At 72.7% G+C, this 19343-nt stretch carries 14 protein-coding genes; 4 read left to right on the top strand and 10 right to left on the bottom strand.

Annotated elements, in window-relative coordinates; all coding sequences use genetic code 11:
* Nucleotides 1–285: 285 nt before the first annotated feature.
* Nucleotides 286–1977, top strand: a complete 1692-nt coding sequence (locus LXT23_RS05805; RefSeq protein WP_253979059.1) for a DUF885 domain-containing protein — start codon at nt 286–288, stop codon at nt 1975–1977.
* Between the two features lie 9 nt (nt 1978–1986).
* Here the strand turns inward: LXT23_RS05805 and LXT23_RS05800 are convergent, their stop codons facing one another.
* A complete protein-coding gene (locus LXT23_RS05800) occupies nt 1987–2445 on the bottom strand; it encodes a fibril protein (protein WP_253979058.1) in 459 nt (152 codons plus the stop codon).
* A 310-nt stretch (nt 2446–2755) separates the two neighbouring features.
* Between LXT23_RS05800 and LXT23_RS05795 the strand changes: the two genes are divergently transcribed.
* Nucleotides 2756–3238, top strand: coding sequence for a hypothetical protein (locus LXT23_RS05795; RefSeq protein ID WP_253979057.1), 483 nt, complete (start codon nt 2756–2758; stop codon nt 3236–3238).
* A 1-nt stretch (nt 3239) separates the two neighbouring features.
* On the opposite strand, the gene LXT23_RS05790 is transcribed toward LXT23_RS05795, so the two are convergent.
* The 4 genes from LXT23_RS05790 to LXT23_RS05775 form a co-directional block, all read right to left on the bottom strand.
* Nucleotides 3240–4307: a 4-hydroxy-3-methylbut-2-enyl diphosphate reductase gene (locus LXT23_RS05790; protein ID WP_253979056.1), complete on the bottom strand. Its 1068-nt coding sequence runs from the start codon at nt 4305–4307 to the stop codon at nt 3240–3242.
* A gap of 105 nt (nt 4308–4412) precedes the next feature.
* Nucleotides 4413–6674 carry a M56 family metallopeptidase gene (locus LXT23_RS05785; protein WP_253979055.1) on the bottom strand — a complete coding sequence of 754 codons (2262 nt, stop codon included), beginning with the start codon at nt 6672–6674 and terminating at the stop codon, nt 4413–4415.
* On the bottom strand, nt 6671–7066 hold the full coding sequence (locus tag LXT23_RS05780; RefSeq protein WP_253979054.1) for a BlaI/MecI/CopY family transcriptional regulator: 396 nt from the start codon (nt 7064–7066) through the stop codon (nt 6671–6673). Before LXT23_RS05780 ends, LXT23_RS05785 begins: the two co-directional genes overlap by 4 nt.
* Before the next feature lie 137 nt (nt 7067–7203).
* Nucleotides 7204–8034 (bottom strand): sterol desaturase family protein, encoded by an 831-nt coding sequence (locus tag LXT23_RS05775; RefSeq protein WP_253979053.1) that lies wholly within the window; start codon nt 8032–8034, stop codon nt 7204–7206.
* Nucleotides 8035–8331: 297 nt separating this feature from the next.
* Between LXT23_RS05775 and LXT23_RS05770 the strand changes: the two genes are divergently transcribed.
* Nucleotides 8332–8637 carry a hypothetical protein gene (locus tag LXT23_RS05770; RefSeq protein ID WP_253979052.1) on the top strand — a complete coding sequence of 102 codons (306 nt, stop codon included), beginning with the start codon at nt 8332–8334 and terminating at the stop codon, nt 8635–8637.
* Between the two features lie 3 nt (nt 8638–8640).
* Here LXT23_RS05770 and LXT23_RS05765 read toward each other — a convergent pair whose 3' ends face one another.
* The 3 genes from LXT23_RS05765 to LXT23_RS05755 all read right to left on the bottom strand — a co-directional run bounded on the left by LXT23_RS05765 (nt 8641) and on the right by LXT23_RS05755 (nt 14164).
* Nucleotides 8641–9750 (bottom strand): hypothetical protein, encoded by a 1110-nt coding sequence (locus LXT23_RS05765; protein WP_253979051.1) that lies wholly within the window; start codon nt 9748–9750, stop codon nt 8641–8643.
* Between the two features lie 18 nt (nt 9751–9768).
* Complete coding sequence (locus LXT23_RS05760) at nt 9769–11187, bottom strand: vWA domain-containing protein (protein ID WP_253979050.1); 1419 nt, start codon at nt 11185–11187, stop codon at nt 9769–9771.
* Nucleotides 11188–11305: 118 nt separating this feature from the next.
* On the bottom strand, nt 11306–14164 hold the full coding sequence (locus tag LXT23_RS05755) for a PAS domain S-box protein (RefSeq protein ID WP_253979049.1): 2859 nt from the start codon (nt 14162–14164) through the stop codon (nt 11306–11308).
* Between the two features lie 227 nt (nt 14165–14391).
* Between LXT23_RS05755 and LXT23_RS05745 the strand changes: the two genes are divergently transcribed.
* Nucleotides 14392–16149, top strand: a complete 1758-nt coding sequence (locus LXT23_RS05745; RefSeq protein ID WP_267146673.1) for a sensor histidine kinase — start codon at nt 14392–14394, stop codon at nt 16147–16149.
* Between the two features lie 4 nt (nt 16150–16153).
* Here LXT23_RS05745 and LXT23_RS05740 read toward each other — a convergent pair whose 3' ends face one another.
* Together LXT23_RS05740 and LXT23_RS05735 are read right to left on the bottom strand one after the other, a co-directional pair.
* Entirely contained in the window at nt 16154–18703 is a 2550-nt protein-coding gene (locus LXT23_RS05740) for an ATP-binding protein (protein ID WP_253979048.1), read from the bottom strand.
* Between the two features lie 100 nt (nt 18704–18803).
* Entirely contained in the window at nt 18804–19319 is a 516-nt protein-coding gene (locus LXT23_RS05735) for a GreA/GreB family elongation factor (protein WP_253979047.1), read from the bottom strand.
* Between the last annotated feature and the right edge of the window lie 24 nt (nt 19320–19343).

The raw sequence follows: 19343 nt of genomic DNA, 5'->3' as shown, positions 1-19343 counted from the left end.
GTCATGCACGGGCGGGACGCCAGGGAAGTGAAGGGTGCTGGCAGCGGCACCGGTCCACGGCGCGAGGCGAAGCGCCGTCCCGGCGGGGACCCCTCGTTGGACTCCGGGGAGTGACTGAATCGGACAGCGGCTGGCTTCGCGCTTTCCCAGCCGCGCCCGAGCGCCGACACTGGAGGCCCTCTCCTGCCCCGAGTCTTCGTGCGCTTCCGTTCCGCCCTCGTCCTGCTGGCCTGCGTCTCCGCCTGCGCTTCGCGCTCGCGGCCCGGGCCGGAGTCTTCCGCCGCCATGCCGACGGCCTCGTCCTCCGCGGCCGATGCCGCGTACACCCGCCTCGCCCGCGAGTACCTCGACTGGCACGCGGCGGTGAATCCCATCCGCGCCACCCGGCTCGGCTTCCACCAGCACGACACCCTGCTCCCGGACGTCTCCGCCGAGGCCCTGACTCGCAAGGCCTCCGCGCTGCGCGACTGGCTCGCGCGGCTGGAGCAGGTGGACCGCGAGGCCCTCACCGGTGACGCCGCCGTCGATGTCCGCGTCCTGGAGAACGCCATGCGCGCGGAGCTCGCCGAGCTGGAGGAGGAGCGCGTCTGGGAGCGAGACCCCGGCTTCTACGTGGGCCTCATCTCCGGCGGGCTGTCCAGCCTGTCCTCCCGCGAGTTCGCCCCCGTCGCCGAGCGGATGCGCTCCTTGCGCATCCGCATGGCGCGCATCCCCACCGTGCTCGCCGCCGCGAAGGCGAACCTCAAGGCCGTGCCGAAGCTGTGGGCCCAGCACGCCGCCCGCGACGCGCGCGGCACCGTGGCCTACCTCCGCGCGGACCTGCCCAAGGCCCTGGAGTCCCAGGGCTTCGCCCAGGTCGACGCCGCCGAGCGTGACGCCTTCACCTCCGCCCGCGAGGAGGCCGCCCGGCAGCTGGAGGGCTACGTGACGTGGCTGGAGCAGGACCTCACGCCGAGGGCCGACGGCGACTTCCGCCTGGGCCGCGAGCGCTTCGAGAAGAAGCTGGCCCTGGAGGAGCACGTCACGCTCACCGCGGACCAGCTCCGCGACATCAACGAGCGCGCCATCCGCGAGTACAAGGCCTGGGTCGCCAAAGAGGCCGCGAAGGTGGACCCGAAGCTGACGCCCGAGCAGGTGATGGCCGCCCTCGTGAAGGACCACCCCACGGCCGAGGAGCTGATTCCCGCCGCCCGCGCCCAGCTCGTGGAGCTGCAGCGCTTCGTGCGAGAGCGGAACATCCTCACGCTCCCTTCCGACAGGCTGCCCGTGGTGCGCGAGACGCCGCCCTATGCGCGGCTCGGCTTCGCGTCCATGGACACCCCCGGCCCCTTCGAGGCGAAGGCCACCGAGGCCTTCTACAACATCACCAACGTGGAGCCCGGCTGGTCGCCGGAGCAGCAGGCCCAGCACCTCACCTACTTCAACCGCGCCGGCCTGCTCGGCATCACCGTCCACGAGGCCATGCCCGGCCACTTCGTGCAGCTGCTCTACGAGTCGCGCATCCCCACCGACGTGCGCAAGGTCTTCAACCCCGCGTCCCTCGTCGAGGGCTGGGCCCACTACACCGAGCAGATGATGGTGGACGAGGGGCTCGGCAACGGCGACCCGCGCATCCGCCTGGGCCAGCTCCGCCGCGCCCTGCAGCGGCACGCGCGCTGGTACGCCGCCCTCGCGCTACACGTGTACGGCGAGCCCCTGGAGGCCGTGGCGAAGCGCTACGCGGAGATTGCGTACTTCGAGCCCTTCCCCGCCCTGCGCGAGGTGGAGCGCGGCACCTCCAACCCCACGTACCTGTACTACGCGGTGGGGCGCATGCAGATTCTCAAGCTGCGTGACGACTACCGCCGCCACCTGGAGGCGCGCGGCGAGAAGTTCGTGCTGAAGGACTTCCACGACCGCTTCCTCCAGCTCGGCCTGCCCGTGTCGCTGGCGCGCGGAGTCCTGATGCCCGGAGACACCGCGCCGTCGCTGGAGTGAGCCTCGCGGCTACAGCTCGATGACCTCGGGCTGTTCCTCGGCGGGCGGCGGCGCTCGCGAGGTGAGGCCTTCGATGGTGAAGCCCTGGGGCGCGTAGATGGCGTCCCCATGGTGCGGGTCGAGGTAGAGGCGCACCGGCGTGGCGAGCCCCTCGTACGTCACCTCGAAGACCTCCAGGCTGGGCGCGCGTGACGGAGAGGCGTCTGCCTCGCAGCAGGGCCCCACGCGCCGCCAGGCGATGCGCTGGCCCTGCGGACCTCGCAGCAGCTCGAGGAAGGCCAGCACGCCCTGGTTCCCCCAGCCCACCCGCACCGGGTCTCTCGGGTCGAAGCCGTAGGAGAGAAGCTCCCCTCCGGGCGCGGCTGCCGTCCGGGCGCGCGCCTCCCGTGCCGGGGACGCGGACTTGTTGGATGAGGCACACGCCGTCAGGAGCACCAGTCCGACGCAGGCAACACGAAGCGGGAACATTCGACCCTCCACCACCACCATCGACCTGGGCCCAAGCTGTTGCCGGGCGCCGGCTCGCGCACGCCACCCCACCTCCCACCGTTGTCCAGCGGACGCCCCGAGTGCCCGCTGGCGAGCAGACGCCGTGCCGGGCCTCGCAGGGGCGCTTCCGCCCAATCCCTCGCATCCCTGTCCTGCCCGCCCACCGCGGACGTCTGCCCTTCCAGGGCGAGTCGATGTCAGGGTTCATGACGCTTTGAGGGCCGGTTCCCTGCCATTTCGATGTCTCGATTTGACAGGGGAAGGGGCGCGCGGCCAGCGTGGACAGGTGTTGGCTGACTCCGTCCCGCAGTCGCTGGCGTCCATGCGCCCCCGCTCCTGGCGGCACCTCGCGGTGTGCGGGCTGGGACTGGCCCTCGCGTGCACCCCACGCAAGGCGCACGAGTGTGCCGCCGTGCAGATGCACGTCATGGAGGAGGTCCGCGTGATGGACGGCTTCCACGACCTGCCCCATGACGCGGAGGCGCTCGTCCGCCACACGCGGCGGCTGCGCACCGTGGGCGCCGAGCTGCGCGCCCTGGAGCTCCAGGACGCCTCGCTCCGGGGCGCCGTGGAGCGCTACCTCGAGAGCATCGACAACCTCGCGAGTGCCTGCTCCCGGGTCGCCGACTCCCGAGGGGCGGCCGCGGACGCGGGGAGCGGCTCGAAGGTGCTGGTGGACGGGCAGGTGACGCTCGGGGTGATGCTGTCCACCCACGCCTCCTCGGTGAATCACGCCCGCTCGGCCATCTCCGACGTCTGCGGCACCCGGTGAGCTACTGCTTCTTCGCGGGCGCGCCAGCGTCACCGCCGCGCGACATGGCGCGCATGAAGTCCTCGTCCACGCCGTGGATGCGCAGCGACACCAGCTCGTCCGGGGTGATGCGCGTGTAGCCCGCCGCCCGCATGCGCTTCACGAAGTCCGTCGTCACGCCGTGGATGCGGAAGGCCACGAGCTCGTCGTCGGTAATCTCGGGGAAGCCCAGGTCGCGCATCTCCTTCACGAAGGCCGGGGTGACGCCGTGGATGCGGAAGCCGATGAAGCCGTCCGCGTCCGCATCCTTGAAGCCCGCGTCTCGCAGCTCCTTCACGAAGGCCGGGGTGACGCCGTGGATGCGGAAGGCGACGATGTCGTCTCCGTCCAGGTCCTTGAAGCCCAGGGCGCGCACCTCGCGGACGAACTCCGGCGTGACGCCGTGGATGTTCATGGCCAGCTGGTCGTCCCAGGAGAGCTTCGTGAAGCCGGCGCTCGCCAGCTCGCCCACCCGCTTCGCGGTGACGCCGTGGATGCGGCCCGCCACCAGCTGCTCCAGCTTCAGCCCCGGGTAGCCGGCGCCGGCCAGCTCCTTCGCGTACACGGGCGTCACGTCGAAGATGCCCACCTGCATCAGCTCGTCCATGGACAGGTTCTTGTAGCCGGCCGCCGCCAGGTCCTTGATGCGCGTGGTGGTGACGTCCGTGGCCGCGAGCTTGAACTGGTCCTCCGCCGTGAGCTTCGGGTAGCCGAGCCCGGCCATCGCCTTGGCGTACGCCTCGCTGGGGGTGAAGCGGTAGTGGCCCGCGCCCTCACCGCCCTGGAAGCGGCCCTCGAAGCTGAGGGTGCCGGCCTCGCGGGGCAGGGTGAAGGAGGCGGTGCCGTCCGCGGTGGACAGGCCCTGGAAGGCGGACACGGGCTCGCTGAAGCCCATGTTGTTGTTCGGACCCTGGCGGAGCTGGAGGTGGAACTCCTTGCTGTCGCGCTGGGGGCCGGCGGTCCAGGTGCCGCGCACCTCGGCGGCGGCGTGGGCGGAGACGGCCGCGAGCAGCACGGCCATGAGAGGCAGGAGAGACGACGGGCGACGCATGGTGGTGGCTCCTTCGGGCAGACCCCGCCCGTCCGGCGCGCGCCTGGCTGGGCGCGTCCGTGAGGCGCGGGGAGAGTGAGAGACAGGTGCTACGGCGGGGCGCGGCTACTTCGAGCGCGAGTCCCGCAGCTTCCGGATGAAGTCGGCGTCCACGCCGCCGCTGCGCAGGCGGACGAGCTCGTCGACGGAGAGGTCCTTCAGGCCCGCGTCTCGCAGCTCGCGGAGGAAGGCGGGGTCGACGCCCAGGGCGCGCAGCTGCGTCAGCTCGTCCGCGTCCTTCGTCTGCACGCCCGCGCTGCGCATCTGGTCCAGCCACTCCGGCGTGACGCCCACCGCGCGCAGCTGCACCAGGTCGTCGGGCTTCACCTTCGACAGCCCGCGCTGGCCGAGCGCCTGGATGTACTCGGGGCTCACGCCCACCGCGCGAAGGTGGGCCAGGTCTTCCAGCGGCATGCCCGAGTAGCCGGCTGCCTTCAGGCCGCGGATGTACGCGTCGTCCACGCCCACCGCGCGGGCCTGCACCAGGTCGTCCGGGTCGTTGGTGGCGAAGCCGGCGGCCTTGAGCGACTCGATGTACGCGGGGGTGACGCCCAGGTGCTTCAGCTGGACGAGGTCGTCCGCGTCCAGCTTGCGGCCGAACCGCGCGTTCATGTCCCGGGTGTACTCCGGGGTGACGCCGGCGTGGCCCATCTGCACGAGGTTCGCCACGGTGGGAGCGTAGCCCATGGACTCCAGCTCCTGGACGCGGGCCGGGGTGACGCCCGCCACCTTCAGCGCGACGAGCTGGTCCACGGAGAGCGGCTGCCCCGTGCCCACGCGCGTGCGCTCGTCCGCGTCGTCATCGTCCCTGTTCCCCGTGCTCGGCGTGGGCGTCGGAGCGGGCGTTGGCGTGGGCCGCGCGCCCAGGGCTCCGGGCACCGGCGCGATGACGGTGGGAGAGGGCAGGGGCTGCTTCATGGCCGCGCTCGCGACGCCAGCCCGGGCCGGAGCCGGTGGGGCGGGCGGGGCCGCGGGCGCGGAGACCGCGTCAGGCGGGGGCGGCACGGAGGCGGCATCGCGCGGGGACGCCGGAGCAGGCGTGGAGACCGCATCCGGCAGAGAGGGCACGCGGGCAGGAGCAGGAGCGGCGGCCAACGCGGGCGCGGTCGGCAGAGAGGGCATGCGTGCAGGAGCAGGAGCAGCGGTCGATGCGGGCGCGGAGACGGCATCCTCCAGAGAGGGCTCCGAAGCGGCGACGGAGTCCGGCGCGTCAGCGCCCTCAGCCGAGCTCTTCTCCGCCGTGCGGCTCAGCACGAGCGACGTGAGGGGCGCGGCCACCGCGAGGCTGCTGACCAGGGTGAGCACCGACGCTCCCGCCACCCAGCGCGAGGAGCAGCGCGTCGCCGGCGCGGAGACGAGCCGGCGCACGCGCTCCGGCAGCGAGCCTCCCAGCGCGGACATCGCGGTGCTCGGCGTCTCGGGCAGCACGCGCAGCGCCTCCAGCGCGGTGAGCGCACGGGCGTAGGAGACGGCCCCTCCGCTCGCGCCCACGGCGATGTCGTCACAGCAGTGCTCGCGCTCCACGCGGATGACGTGGGACACCCAGCGCACCGCCGGGTGGAAGAAGAGCAGCGTCTCCACCAGCACCTGCGCCAGGTTCACCGCGAAGTCATGGCGCCGGATGTGCGCCAGCTCGTGCGCCAGCACCATCTCCAGCTGGCGCGTCGACAGCCCGGAGAGCGCGGACACCGGCAGCAGTACCACCGGCGCCAGCCAGCCCACCGCCGCCGGCACGTCCACCGACGACGACTGGAGCAGCCGCACCGCGCGCCCCAGCCCCAGCTTCTGCGCCAGCGCGTCCAGCCGCGCCTGCCACTCCACCGGCGCCGGCAGCGCCTCGCGCGAGAGCTGGCGCAGCTTCACCCACTCCGCCGCCAGCCGCCCCGAGCACACCGCCACGCCCGCCACCCACGCCAGCACCAGCCACGCCAGATGCTCCGCCACCGCCGAGCGCACCCGCTCCAGCAGCGGCTCCCCCGCGGGCGTCACCGCGCGCGAGCCCGCATCATTATATGTACGCGCAGGCACCTCCCTCCCCGTCACCCAGGGCGCCGCCACGGCCACCGTCAGCCCGGGCGCCCCCTCCACCTCCACGTCCTCCACGGACATGGACACGGGCGCCTGTGCCGCTGAGTAGTGCCGCCACCCGGCCACCACCGGCAGCACCAGCGCCAGCACCAGCGCGCCGCACGCCAGCGCATAGCGGGCATGCGCGGCCCGGCGGCCCACCACGGCGAGCGCCACCGCCAGCAGCACGGCCACCAGGGTGACCTGCCAGAGCGAGTGCAGCAGGGCCCAACCCAGGGATTCCATCAGGAGGTTGCTCATTCTTCCGCTCCTTCCAGCGTGTCGAGCAGCCGGCGCAGCTCCGCCAGCTCCCCGGGGCTCGTCTTCGTCGCCGACAGCGCCTGCATGGCCAGCTTCGCCGGGGAGCCGCCGAACGCGCGCTCCACCAGGTCCGTCACCAGTTGACGCTGCGTCCGCTGCTCTGTCGCACGCGCCCGGTACACGTGGGCCCGCTGGGACTCGTCGCGCTCCACGAGCCCCTTGTCCGTCATGATCTGCATCAGCTTCAGCACCGTGGTGTACCCGGTGCCCGCCGGCTCGTTCCGGGTGAGCGCCTCGTGCACCTCGCGCACCGTGCTGTCTCCGCGCTCCCACAGCACCCGCAGGATGGCCAGCTCCCCATCCGTCGGGCGCGGCAGCTTCGTCTCAGTCATGACGCTCCCTTCGACACCCCTATATTACGAACGCATTCGTAGATGTCAACGAAGGTCTTCGTAGATAAGCCTGGAAGAAAGCCCCCTGTCCCGGTGGGGAGCAGGGGGCTCGGTCCGGCGCCCGGGTGGGCCGCGGGTCAGCGGTCCGTGCCGGTGGCCGGGGTGGGCTCTTCCACCACCGCCTGGACGGACTCGGGATTCTGGCCCTCCCAGAAGCGGCGGGGGTGGTCGTCGCCGCGGGTGCCACCGGAGAGGCGGTCCACCCACGGGTAGCGCTGGGCCTCCTCGGCCGTGTAGCCCAGGTTGAAGACGGTGGGGCTCTTGGGCACGTCACTGGCCTTGGCGTAGTAGGTGCCGCAGAGCCGGTCCCACAGGTAGTTGGTGATGCCGTAGTTGCCCTGCTCGTTGTGGTAGTGGTGAGACAGGTGCAGCCGCTTGATTTCCTTCAGGAACCCGTTCTTCGGCATGTAGTTCAGGTGCTGGATGCAGTGGCAGAACTCGTAGAAGCACTGCATCACCATGGCCCAGCCGAAGGCCGAGACAGCGCCGGCCCGGCCGCCGATGAGCCAGCCCAGGGGAATCAACACGATGGCCAGCAGGGGCAGCACGTTGCCCAGCGCGCCGAAGAGGACGCGCAAGTCATTGGGGTCCTGGTGGTGGTCGAAGTGGACGCGCTTCCACATCGCCGAGGTGAGGGGCGACTTGTAGAGGAAGCGCGCGTGCAGCACGTAGCGATGCGCCACGAACCAACCCGCCGGGTACGCCAACGTCGTGACGAGCACGGCCAGCCCCATGCGCACCGGGTTGTCGTACCACTTCACGGCCAGCACCAGGCACAGGAGGCCCAGGGCGATGTAGACCACGACGGCGTAGTAGGTGAAGAACGAGTAGACCAGATCGCCCAGCGTCATCCGGTCGAGGTTGTGCTTCCGGTTCTTCCAGAACGAAGTGGGTGCGCTGACTGCCACGGTATCCCTCGCAGGTGGCCGCTGCCCTTCAAGGCAGGAGGAGCACGAATGAGCCCGCGCCGTCCCCCGCCGGCCTCGGGGACTACGGCGTCGCTGTCAGTAGCAGGGGCTCTTGAAAAAGCTCCGTTACAGTTACGGCCCTATAGCGTCTTTCTTGGGCAATTGAGAAGTGCCGCTGCTGGGGTGTCGGACGTTTGTCCCCCTGCCTGCACAGGGTGCGACCAGGGGACGGGCTTCCAAGGTGCCCGATCGCAACCCACCTTCCGGGAAGCCGAAACGACTTTCCAGGAGGGCTCCATGGCGAAGGCACAGCAAGGGACGCGGGGAGGCAAGGCCCGTTCGCGGCGCACGGCACCGAAGATGGGCCGGGCGAGGAGCGCGGGCGGGGAGGACCGGGGCAGCATCGCCCTGCGCCGGACGACGTCGGAGTACCGCGCCGCCGCCGAGGAGCAGGCCGCGCGGGTGCGCGAGGAAATCGAGGCCGCGCTCGTCGTGGCCCGGAGCACGCGCGAGGCGATTGAGCAGCGCATCGCCGACCAGCTCCACGCGCCGCCCGTCAGCCGCAAGGCGCGCACCCCGCGCAAGCGCGCGGCGCGGAAGTAGCCGTCAGGGCGTGACGCGGGTGCCCGGGTGCGGGGCCACGGGCGAGGCCTCCTCGGCGGGCGGTGCCGAGGTGTCCTCCCCCAGGCTCTTCAGCCTGCGCGCGAGCTGGGCGGCCTGGGCGCCCTTGGCACCCATCTCACTGCCCTGCACGCCGACGAAGGACACGCGGGCCCGCTCCAGCAGCGCCACCTGCGCATGCAGCTGGGCCAGCAGCCGCTCGCGCCGGCGCGACAGCGCGTCCAGGTGGTTCAGCTCCTCGCCCAGCGACGATGCGGCCAGCTCCAGCTGGCGCCGGGCCACGGCGTCCTGGGTGGCGGCCGCGCGCGCCCGCAGCTCCTGCACCTGCGCGTCCACGTCGTTGGCCACCACGGAGCCCAGCTGCGCCTCCAGCCCCGCGTGCGCCTCCGCGAGCGAGAAGCTGTCTCCGGCCATCTTCTCCAGCACGCCCAGCAGCTCCAGGCGCCCGGGGCTGGCCGGCATGCGCGTCACCACCGCCTTGCACTGGCGGTACAGCCCCAGCGCGCGCACGGCCAGCTCGCGGGCCTCGCCCTTCAGCGAGTCCTCCAGCAGCCGGCCGCGCGCCTCCACCGCGTCCAGCTCCACGACGACATTGGCCGGCAGCGTGCCGATGCTCCAGAAGAGCGCCAGGGTGAGGAAGCCCACCAGCACGGGGAGCAGTCCCCTGTCTCCGAGGAAGCGCGCCTCCAGCACCTGCTGCGTGTACAGGCCCAGCGGGACGAGCACGCCCGCGGCGGCGGCGCTCAGGGCCACGGACAGGGGCCGGCCCGTCTCCTCGCGCCCGTTGCCCAGCCACGCCACCAGGGCCGCGGCGATTCCGCCCGCCAGGCTCTGGGGGAGGGGCTCCGGCGCGTCGAAGAAGAAGGGCAGCGCGGGCAGCACGGCCAGCGCGGCGCGCAGGCCCATGGCATGGCGCGGGGGCGCCTTCGCGCCCGCCAGCGCGGCGGCCACCACCGCGAAGTAGCCCGCTTCCAGGGGGAAGTGCAGCTTCTGGGCAATGGCCGCGAGGATGCCCACGGAGGCGGCGCCTCCCAGCGCGCGGAGCGTGCGTGACTCGAACTCCTCGCGGTGGAGGAACTGCAGGGAGAGCGCCATGGGTACACCGGCTCCTGGCTAGTACGCGTTGTTCTGGCCGAAGTTCGTCATCGTCTTCTTGTAGAGCTTCCTGGACTCACGACGGACTTCTTCCTCGTCGGACGCGCTCCCATAGGCTGCCTCCGTCTGGTCCAGGTCCGCAAGCTCACCCGACAGCGCGGAGGCGGAGCTGCCGAAAATCTTCCGCGCGTTGTCCAGCAGCCCACGGGCCGCCTGCCGGTTGCCCGTCTTCATCGCCTCCGCGGCGGCGACCATCTGCTGGGTGCCCAACGCCCGTGTCGCATGGACGCGCACGTCCTTGTCCAGGTTCGCCCGCACGCGCTCGGCGTCGGTCGTCACCTCGGCGGCGAGGCGCAGCGCCGTCTGGGCGGGCGCGTCCCGGCCCACGTCCACGTAGCGCACGGTGGCGTCCAGCAGCGGCAGCACCCCGCTGGACGCACCCGTCGCCAGCGTCAGCTTGGCCACCACGCGCACGGACTGCTCCCCCGCCAGGTCGTACAGCGGCACCTTCACCACCTGCCCCTCGCGGGTGGAGGGCACGCCCAGCACCTCCACGTGGCGCACGTCGGCCGGCAGCCGCAGCTCCAGCTCCACGCGCCGGGCCACGGTGCTGGTGGCCTGGTCCAGCTCGCGGGAGAACACCTCCGCCAGCCGCGCCGAGTCGTCGATGAAGCCGGAGAAGCCGCCGCCCTGCTCGGCCATGCCGCGCATCAGCGTCTCCTGGAAGTCCTCGCCCACGCCCAGCGCGCTCACCGTGATTCCCTCGTCGCGCATGGAGCGCACCAGTCGGTACAGCTCCGGCTCCTGGACCATTCCCGTGGTGGGCTGGCCGTCGCTCAGGAGGATGGCGCGGCTGACGCGGTACTCGCGCAGGTGGGGCCGCAGGGTGCGGGCCGCCTCGGTGAGGCCGCCGCTGATGTTGGTGGAGCCGTTGTCCTGCAGCTCGGAGATGGTCGTCAGCAGCTCGGCGCGCACCGCCTCCGTCACCAGGCGGCTGGGCAGGGCCCTCACGTCGGTGCCGTAGTCGATGAAGGCGAGCCGGTCCTCGGACGTGAGGCGCTGCACCAGCTCCCCGGCGGCGCGCTTCGCGTCGGCCAGCTTCTGCCCGCTCATGGAGCCGGAGCGGTCAATCACCAGCGCCAGGTTGACGGGGACGCGGCGGCCGGACTCCGCCGGGCGGGCCTTCAGCTCCATCCACGCGAACACCTCGCTGGGGCCCGTCTGCACGTACGCGCCCGACAGCTTGCCCGTCAGGCCGAGCGCTCCGTCCGAAGGCGTGGAGGCGACGAGCGGCAGCGTCACCGTGGCGGGCGCGTCGTCCGGCCGGGCCACGGTGTGGCTGGTGTCGGTGGCGGGCGGGGGCGTGGGCTTGCCCACGATGAGCGCCGCCATGGCGAGCAGGCCGGCGGCGGACACCAGCAGGAGGGTGCGGTTCATTCAAGACCTCGGGGCGTGGGGCGACGTGAGGATGACACGTTCCCCCGCCTGCCCGCCCGGCCGCATCCGTCAGCGGGAGGAGGGTCCGCCCGATGACCGATGCCTCGGGCGACCCACCTCAGGCTTCGGAAACCGGCTGCCGCTTGCGCACCAGCTCCTCCACCACGTGCCGCACCCGGCTCTCGTCGAAGGGCTTCTCCAGGAGGAGGTTGGGGATGCTGCCCAGGAACTCGCGGGCCCCGGTGGTGAAGGCGCCGCCGGACACGAAGACGAAGCGCCCCTCCAGCCCCGAGTGCTCGCGTCGCACCGCCTCGTACACATCCCGACCCGTCAGGTCCGGCATCATGACGTCGCACAGCACGGCGTCCGGCTCCGGGCCGCGCCCCAGCAGCTCCAGGGCCTGGCGCCCGCTGTTGGCCACCTCCACCTGGTGCTCGCGGAGGATGCGCTGCAGCACGCGCCCCACCGCCGGCTCGTCGTCCACCACCAGCACCCGGCCCTTGCGCGAGCCCTTCGCGGCGCGGGCCTCGGCGGGCGCGGGGGCCGCGCGCGGCTCCGGCTCCGTGGTGGGCAGCATCACCCGGAAGGTGGTGCCCTTGCCGGGCTCGCTCTCCACGGTGATGTCGCCGCCCAGCCCGCTGATGATGCTGTGGCAGATGGACAGGCCCAGCCCCGTGCCCACGCCCACCGGCTTGGTGGTGAAGAACGGGTCGAAGATGCGGTCCATGACGTCGCGGGGGATGCCCACGCCGGTGTCCTGCACCTCCACCACCACGCGCCCGGCGCCGTCGCGCCGCGTGGCCAGCCGGATTTCGTGCCGGTGCGCGGCGCCCTCGGGAATCGCCTGCGCCGCGTTCACCACCAGGTTGAGGAACACCTGGGAGAGCTTCCCCTCGTTGGCCATGACGGGCGGGATGTCGCCGTACTCGCGCCGCAGCTGCGCGCGGTGGCGGATTTCGTTCGCCGCCATCATCGACACCGACTCCAGCACCGAGTGCATGTCCAGCGGCTGCACCCGCTCCTCGTCCGGCCGGGAGAACGTCTTCAGCTGGCGGACAATCTGCCGCACGCGCTCGGCGCCCTCGCAGGCCTCGTGCAGCACCTCCTTCCACTCGCCCAGGTCCGGCTCGCCCTTCAGCCGCGCCTGGAGCGCCGCCGCGCCGTCGCCCGGGGGCAGGCTGTGGCGGAACTCCTCGGCGAGGAAGCCCAGGTTGGAGAGCACGAAGGCCAGCGGGTTGTTGATTTCGTGGGCGATGCCCGCCGCCAGCGTGCCCACCGAGGCCAGCCGGTCCGCCAGCGTCAGCCGCGCCTGCAGCTGGCGCTGCTCCGTCACGTCGCGGGCGATGGACACGACGGCGGGCTGCCCGTCGAAGCGCAGGGGCAGCGACACCACCTCCGCCACCCGCGTGCGCCCGTCGCGCCGCACCAGCCGACGCTCCCCGGTGAGCGCCCCCGCGCGCGTGCCACCCGGGCCGCGCATGTCCCGGGCGAACTCCGTGAAGCCGCGCCCCACCAGCTGCTCCGCGTTCTCGAAGCCCAGCGTGGAGACGAGCGCCGCGTTGGCGTAGACGATGCGGCCGTCGCGCTCGATGGCCGCCGCGTCCGGCACGCCCTCCAGCAGCGCGCGGAAGCTGGCCTCGGACAGCCGGAGGGCCTCTTCCGCCTCGCGGCGCTCGGTGATGTCGCGCGCCAGCCCCTCCACCGCCACCACGCGGCCAGAGGCATCCGCCACCGGCGCCACCACGTGCTCCAGCCACAGCGTGCGTCCGTCCGGGTGGAGGAAGCGCAGCATCACCGGGGCGCCCTGGGTGGGCGTCGGCGTCTCCAGCAGCTGCTCCAGCAGCGCCCGGTCCTCCGGGTGCACGCGCTGGTACCAGAGGTCCGGCTGGGCGTAGTGCGCCTCCGCGTCGTACCCCAGCTTGGCGTGGGCCACCCGGCTCACGTAGGTGAAGCCCCGCGGGGCCTCGCGCCGGTAGAGGTACAGCACGTCCGACGCGTTCTCCGCCAGCTGCCGGAAGCGCCGCTCGCGCTCGCGCAGCGCGCGCTCCGACTCGCGCCGCTCCAGCGTCACGGAGATGGCGCCCGCCGCCGCGGACAGCAGGTCCACCTCCAGCCGGTCCCACGCCCGCGCCTCCGCGGTGTTGTCGAACCCGATGAACCCCACCAGCACGCCCTGCACGCGCATGGGCAGCGCCAGCAGGGACAGGATGCCCTGCGGGTCCAGCAGCGCGCGCTCCCCCTCCGGGAAGTCCGCCACCAGCCCGGAGATGACCTCCCCGCGCGACAGCACTTCCAGCCAGCGCGGCAGCATCGGCTCCATCGGCAGGTTCTGCAGGTCGGGGTTGTCGATTTCGGCCTTCACCCCCGGCGCGCACCACTCCGCGCGCTGGCTGCACAGCAGCTCGCCTGCCGGCCCCGGATGCATCTCGAACACGTACACGCGGCTGGCGCCCGACGACTGGCCCAGCGGGGCCAGCGCCGGACCGTACAGGTCTCCACCGTCCGGCGTGGCCAGCAGCCGCTGCTGCATCTCCACCAGCGCGGTGAGGTAGCGCTCGCGCCGCGCCAGCGCGGTGTCCGCGGCCTTGCGCTCGGTGACGTCGTTGAGCGTCCCCGCCGTGCCGAGGACGTGGCCGGCCTCGTCCACCATCAGCCGGGCGAAGACCTCCACCCAGCGAAAGCCCCCCGTGCGCGTGTGGTAGCGCACCTCCGTGCGCACGTCCTCCGACGTCTGCCTCACCAGCGTGCCCAGCAGCGTCTCCTGGGGCAGCCGGTCGTCCGGGTGGATGAAGTCCATGAAGGGCCGGCCCAGGCACTCCTCCACCGTGAAGCCCGTCAGCTCCGTCCACGCGGGGTTGAGGAACGTCCACGTGCCCTGCGTGTCCGTCTGGAACACCACCTCCTTGAGCTTGTCGATGATGAGCCGGTAGCGACTCTCACTGGAGGTCCAGTCAGGCCTGGAGTGCGGCGTCTGCATGATGAGACTCGAGGAAGAGAACCGCGCCGCCCGGACGGGGGGCGTCCGTGCGTCTCATAATTTCGTAACGATTCTGGATTTTCTGCCCTGCAAGCAAGGGGGCCAGGATGACCCTGGCACCCTCGGGACTTTCAGCGTGCCCCTTCCGCTGTTGTGCCACAACATGGGGGTTGTCTTCCCTGTTGATGAGCGGGGATGACACCATGACGCGTGCGGGGATGTCCCTCATGGCTTCTGGAAGCGCCCGGCTCTCGATGTTCGACCAGGACTCCGAGGAAGGGGTCGACGCCCTGCTGAACGATGCGGTCCTCGGGTTGCTGCTCGAGCAGGCGACCGACGCGCTCGTCCTGGTCGACGCCGCGGGACGCGTCCTTGCCTTCAACACAGAAGCCACGCGGCAGTTCCGCATCGTCCGGCCCGAGTGCGTGGAGCATGGCCGGCTGCCCGGGTGTGTCTGGGTCCGCGCGGACGGCCTGGCGCCCCTGGAGGTGTCACCGCTGACGCAGGGACTGGCGGGCGAGTGGGTGAAGGAGGCGCGCTGGGGCCTGCGCCGGCCGGACGGGACGGTGGTGGTGCTGCGAGGCTCGGTGGTGCCACTGGGCGTGCGGGACGGCAGCGCCGCCGGTGTGCTGCTGCGCGCGCGGGAGGAGGTGGCGACCGGGCTGGACGCGGCGAGCGCGGCGCGGCTGCTGGCGGAGGCGGGCGCGCTGCTGGGCGCCGCGCTGGACGCCGAGGAGCGGATGGAGCCCCTGCTGCGCCTGCTCGTGCCCACGCTGGCGGACGCCGGGGTGCTGTACCTGGGGCCGCCGGGAGAGCCGGCGCGCGCGGTGGCCGCGGTGCACGCGGAGCCCGCGCGGCACGTGGTGCTGGTGGACCTGCTGCGCCGCTACCCGCCGGACCCGGGGCTGCCGGGGAGCCTGCCGCCGCTGTTCGACACCGGCCGCACGGAGCGCGTGCGACTGACGGACGCGCACCTGGCCGCCGCCGCGCGGGACCTGGAGCAGGCGCGGCTGTTGCGCTCGCTGGAGCTGCGCTGCTACCTGGGCGTGCCGCTGGTGGCGCGCGGGCGCGTCATCGGCGCGCTGGCCCTGTTCCGCACCGACGTGGCGCGGGACTTCAGCGTGGAGGAGGAGCGGCTGGCGGAGGAGCTGTCGCGCCGCACCGCCCTCTCGCTGGACAACGCGCGGCTCTTGCGCGAGGCGCGCGAGGCGGTGCGCCTGCGCGACGAGTTCCTGGGCATCGCCAGCCACGAGCTGAAGACGCCGCTGACGCCGCTGCACCTCAAGGTCCAGCTGCTGCACAAGCAGGTGGAGCTGGCCGCGGCGCGGGGCCAGCCGGTGTCCGCGGAGCGCGTGTCGGAGACGCTGGAAGTCGTGCAGCGCCAGGTGCGCCGGCTGACGAGCCTGGTGGACAACCTGCTGGACGTGTCGCGCATCACCGCGGGCCGGCTGAAGCTGGAGCTGGAGGAGATGGACCTGGCGAGCGTGGCGGCGGAAATCCTCTACCGCTTCGCCCCGTCCGCCTCGCAGCTCAACTGCGCGCTGGAGCTGCACGCGCCCATGGCGGTGGTGGGCCGGTGGGACCGGCTGCGGCTGGAGCAGGTGGTGACGAACCTCCTGTCCAACGCGCTGAAGTACGGCGCCGGCCAGCCGGTGTCCGTGCACGTGGAGGCGCAAGGGCGCCTGGCCCGGCTCACCGTGCGCGACGGCGGCATCGGCATCTCCGCGGAGGACCTGCCGCGCATCTTCGAGCGCTTCGAGCGCGCGGTGAGCGACAGGCACTACGGCGGGCTGGGCCTGGGGCTCTACATCACCCGGCAGATTGTGGAGGCCTTCGGCGGCACGGTGCGCGCCACCAGCGCCCTGGGCCAGGGCTCCACCTTCGTCCTGGAGCTGCCGCGCGGAGACATCCCCGAGGAGTGGCTGTCCATTCCAGGGCTCTCCAAGCCTTCCGAGCCCGGCGCGGCCGGCGGCGCCTCCGCCTGACGCCTCACGCCGCGTGCGCGGAAGACGGGTCTGACGCCGGTGCCGGCTCGGGCGAGGGCGCGGGCTGGGCCACGTGCCGGGGCAGCCGCACGTAGAAGGCGCTGCCGCGCTGGGGGCCCGGGCTCTCCGCCCAGATGGTGCCGCCGTGGCGCTCCACGATTTCGCGGCAGATGAAGAGGCCCAGGCCCAGCCCGCCGTAGTGGCGCGCCTGGGCGTTGGACGCGCGGGCGAAGGGGCGGAACAGCTTGCCCAGGCTCTCCGGCGGAATGCCGATGCCCTCGTCCTTCACGTGCACCACGATGTGCTCAGGCTCCTCCTCCAGCGACAGGCGCACGGTGCCGCCCTGGGGCGAGTAGCGCACGGCGTTGCTCACCAGGTTGGTGAGCACCTGGTCCAACCGGGGCGCGTCCCAGTCGCCCTCCACCGCGTGGGCGGGGGCGCGCAGCTCGAAGGTGATGCCCGTCTCGCCGCGCAGCTCGAAGCGCTCCAGCACCTCGGCCAGCAGCGGCACCAGGTCCACGCGCTCGCGCTCCAAATCGAAGCGGCCGCCCTGGATTCGCGCGGTGTCCAGCAGGTCGTCCACCAGCCGCGCCAGCCGCTCCGTCTGCCGGGCCATGGAGCGCAGCGCCTTGAGCATCCGCTCGCGCTCCGGGAAGTCCACGCTCTGCTCCAGCCGCTGCAGCGTGAGGGCGGCGAAGCCCTTGAGGGGCGTGAGCGGCGTGCGCAGCTCGTGGCTGGCCACGCTGAGGAACTCCTCGCGCGTGCGCACGGCCTCCTTGAGCTCCGCCTGCGCGTCGCCGGTGCGGGCCGCCATCTCGTTGAAGCTGCGCGCCAGCTCGCCCAGCTCGTCGTCCTCCTCCACCTCCACGCGCCGCTCCAGGTCCCCCGCTGCCAGCGCGGAGGTGGCCTCGCGCAGGGCATCCAGGCGGCGGATGACGTCGCGGGCGACGAGCTGCGACAGGACCAGGGCCAGCAGCACGCCCAGCACCACCAGGCCCACCACCGCGGCGCTCATGCGCGTAATGGCGGCGTAGGCCACCCCCAGCTCCTGCGTCACCAGGACGCTCCAGGCGGTGTCCTCCACGGGCGCCTCGGCGGCGAGGATGCGGCGGTCGGCCGCGTCGAAGGCCTCCATGATGCCGCTGCCGGGCCGGGCCAGCTCCGCGCCCAGCTCCTTCGGCAGGTGCGCCTCGCCCAGCAGCACGGCGCCGGGCGCCGTGTCGCGCAGCACCTTGAGGCCGCGCCTGTCCAGCACCTGCACGCGGAAGCGCAGCGACGCGGGCGTGGTGTCGCCGCTCAGCCGCTCCAGCGACAGCAGGCCCACCAGCATGCCGCGCAGCTCCCCCTCGTGCTCGAAGGGCTGCGTCATCGCCACCAGGGGGCGGCCCGGCGGGCGGAGGAAGGGCGGGGACACCCCGGCGCCGCCGCGCGCGAGCGCCTCGGCGATGACTTCATGCGCCGCCAGCTCCCAGTCCTCCGCGCCCGGCGAGGTGGCCAGCACGCGGCCCGTCGCATCCACCGCGAGCGCGGCGTCGAAGGCGCGCGCCTGGGCGGCCAGGTTGCTCAGGTATGGCTCCAGCCGGGCCCGCTCGCCGGTGGCGAAGGCGGCGCGGAAGCCGGGGGACTCCAGCAGCAGGTCCAGCGACTGGCGGGAGTCCTTCAGGTAGCGCCGCAGGAAGTCCGCCTCGCCCGCCGCCGCGCGCTGCGTGTCGTCGCGCACCTGCTGCTCAATCGCCCGCTGCGCGAGGAACGCCGCCAGCCCGCCCAGCGCCAGCAGCGGCACCAGCCCGGCGAAGGCCAGCCCGCGCAACAGCTTCCACCCCACGGTGCGCGGGGCGCGCGGGCGCCAGTCCAGCGCCTGCGCCACGCACGCCAGGGTGAGCACCGCGTACACGCTGGCGCCCAGCCACGCCGAGTTGAGGCCCAGCGCGTACGCCAGCAGGGCGAAGGGCACCGCCAGCACGCCCATGAGGACATGCGGCAGCCGCGGGTGCAGCCGTCCCGAGGGCAGCAGCAGCCCCACGCCGGCCAGGGTGAAGAGCGCGCCCACCAGCGGACGCAGCGGCCGCAGGTGCGCGTACACGGAGAACAGGAAGCGCTCCGGCGCCGCGAGCAGGGCCACGCCGAACGACGCGCCGACGAGGGCCGCGAAGGCGCGCAGCACGGGGCGCTGGCGCATGGCGGGCCACGCCTCCACGACCAGGCCGCCGAAGAGCAGCGGGTAGAGGACGATGCCGGTGACGCTGCCGGGCAGGACATTCAGCACCCACCAGTACAGCGCCATGGCGGCGACGAGCGTCGCGCGGCCCGTCCAGTCCAGCCAGCGCGGCGCGCGCGGGTACAGCAGCGCGGCGATGAGGAGGATGCTGCCCGCCAGGTACACGAGGCCCAGCGTGCGCACATACGGGTACAGGGGCCGGAACGCGGCCATCCGGAACTCGTACGGCACATACGACAGCATCACCCCGAACATCAGGCCCACGAAGGCCGCGGGCCACGTCAGTGGCATCGGCGGGGCGGGTGTCTCGGTTTTCAGGGAAGGTAGCGAAGACATCTTCCCGGATTCACGCGCGAGGGTGCCCACGGGTTCTACTGCCCCCCGGGCTTACGTCCGGGGCAGGACATCCCATGAGCATGGCGAGGGACACCTCGCGTCATGCCACCTCGAGCACCGTCCATTCGCGCACCTCACCCGCCAGCGTCACCTCCACCACGTCGCCGGCCCTGCGGCCCATGAGGGCTCGGCCCACGGGCGAGGCGGGGGTGATGACGGACAGGAAGCCGTCGCCGCCGGGGCCCGTCAGCTCGGTGCCCGCGCCCGCCGGCAGCACGAAGAAGGTGCGCTCGGCGAAGCCCTCGTCGTCCTCGGTGCTCATGTCGACGATGGCGCCCAGCGCCACGGGCCCCTGACGCGGGAAGCGCGGCAGCTCTCCCTGGCCGAAGGCCGTCAGCGCCTGGAGCTCCTCCTGGACGCGGCGCGCGCGAGCGGCCTGACCGGTGGCGAGGCTGCCGAACTCCAGCGCGGCGCGGCCGTCTTCCTTCTTCTCCGACTCCGTGGCCAGGCTGCGGGCCGCCTCGCGAGCCTCGGCCTCGGCCCGGTGGGCCAGCCTGTCGCTCTGCTGGAGGCGGTCCGCCAGCTGGTTCAGGAGTGCATGCTTGTCGAGTCGCATGGGTGGTACAGGACTGTAGCGCCA

It is taken from the genome of Pyxidicoccus xibeiensis (genome assembly GCF_024198175.1).
Classification (GTDB): Bacteria; Myxococcota; Myxococcia; order Myxococcales; family Myxococcaceae; genus Myxococcus; species Myxococcus xibeiensis.
This window is presented reverse-complemented; position numbering and strand designations above follow the sequence as displayed.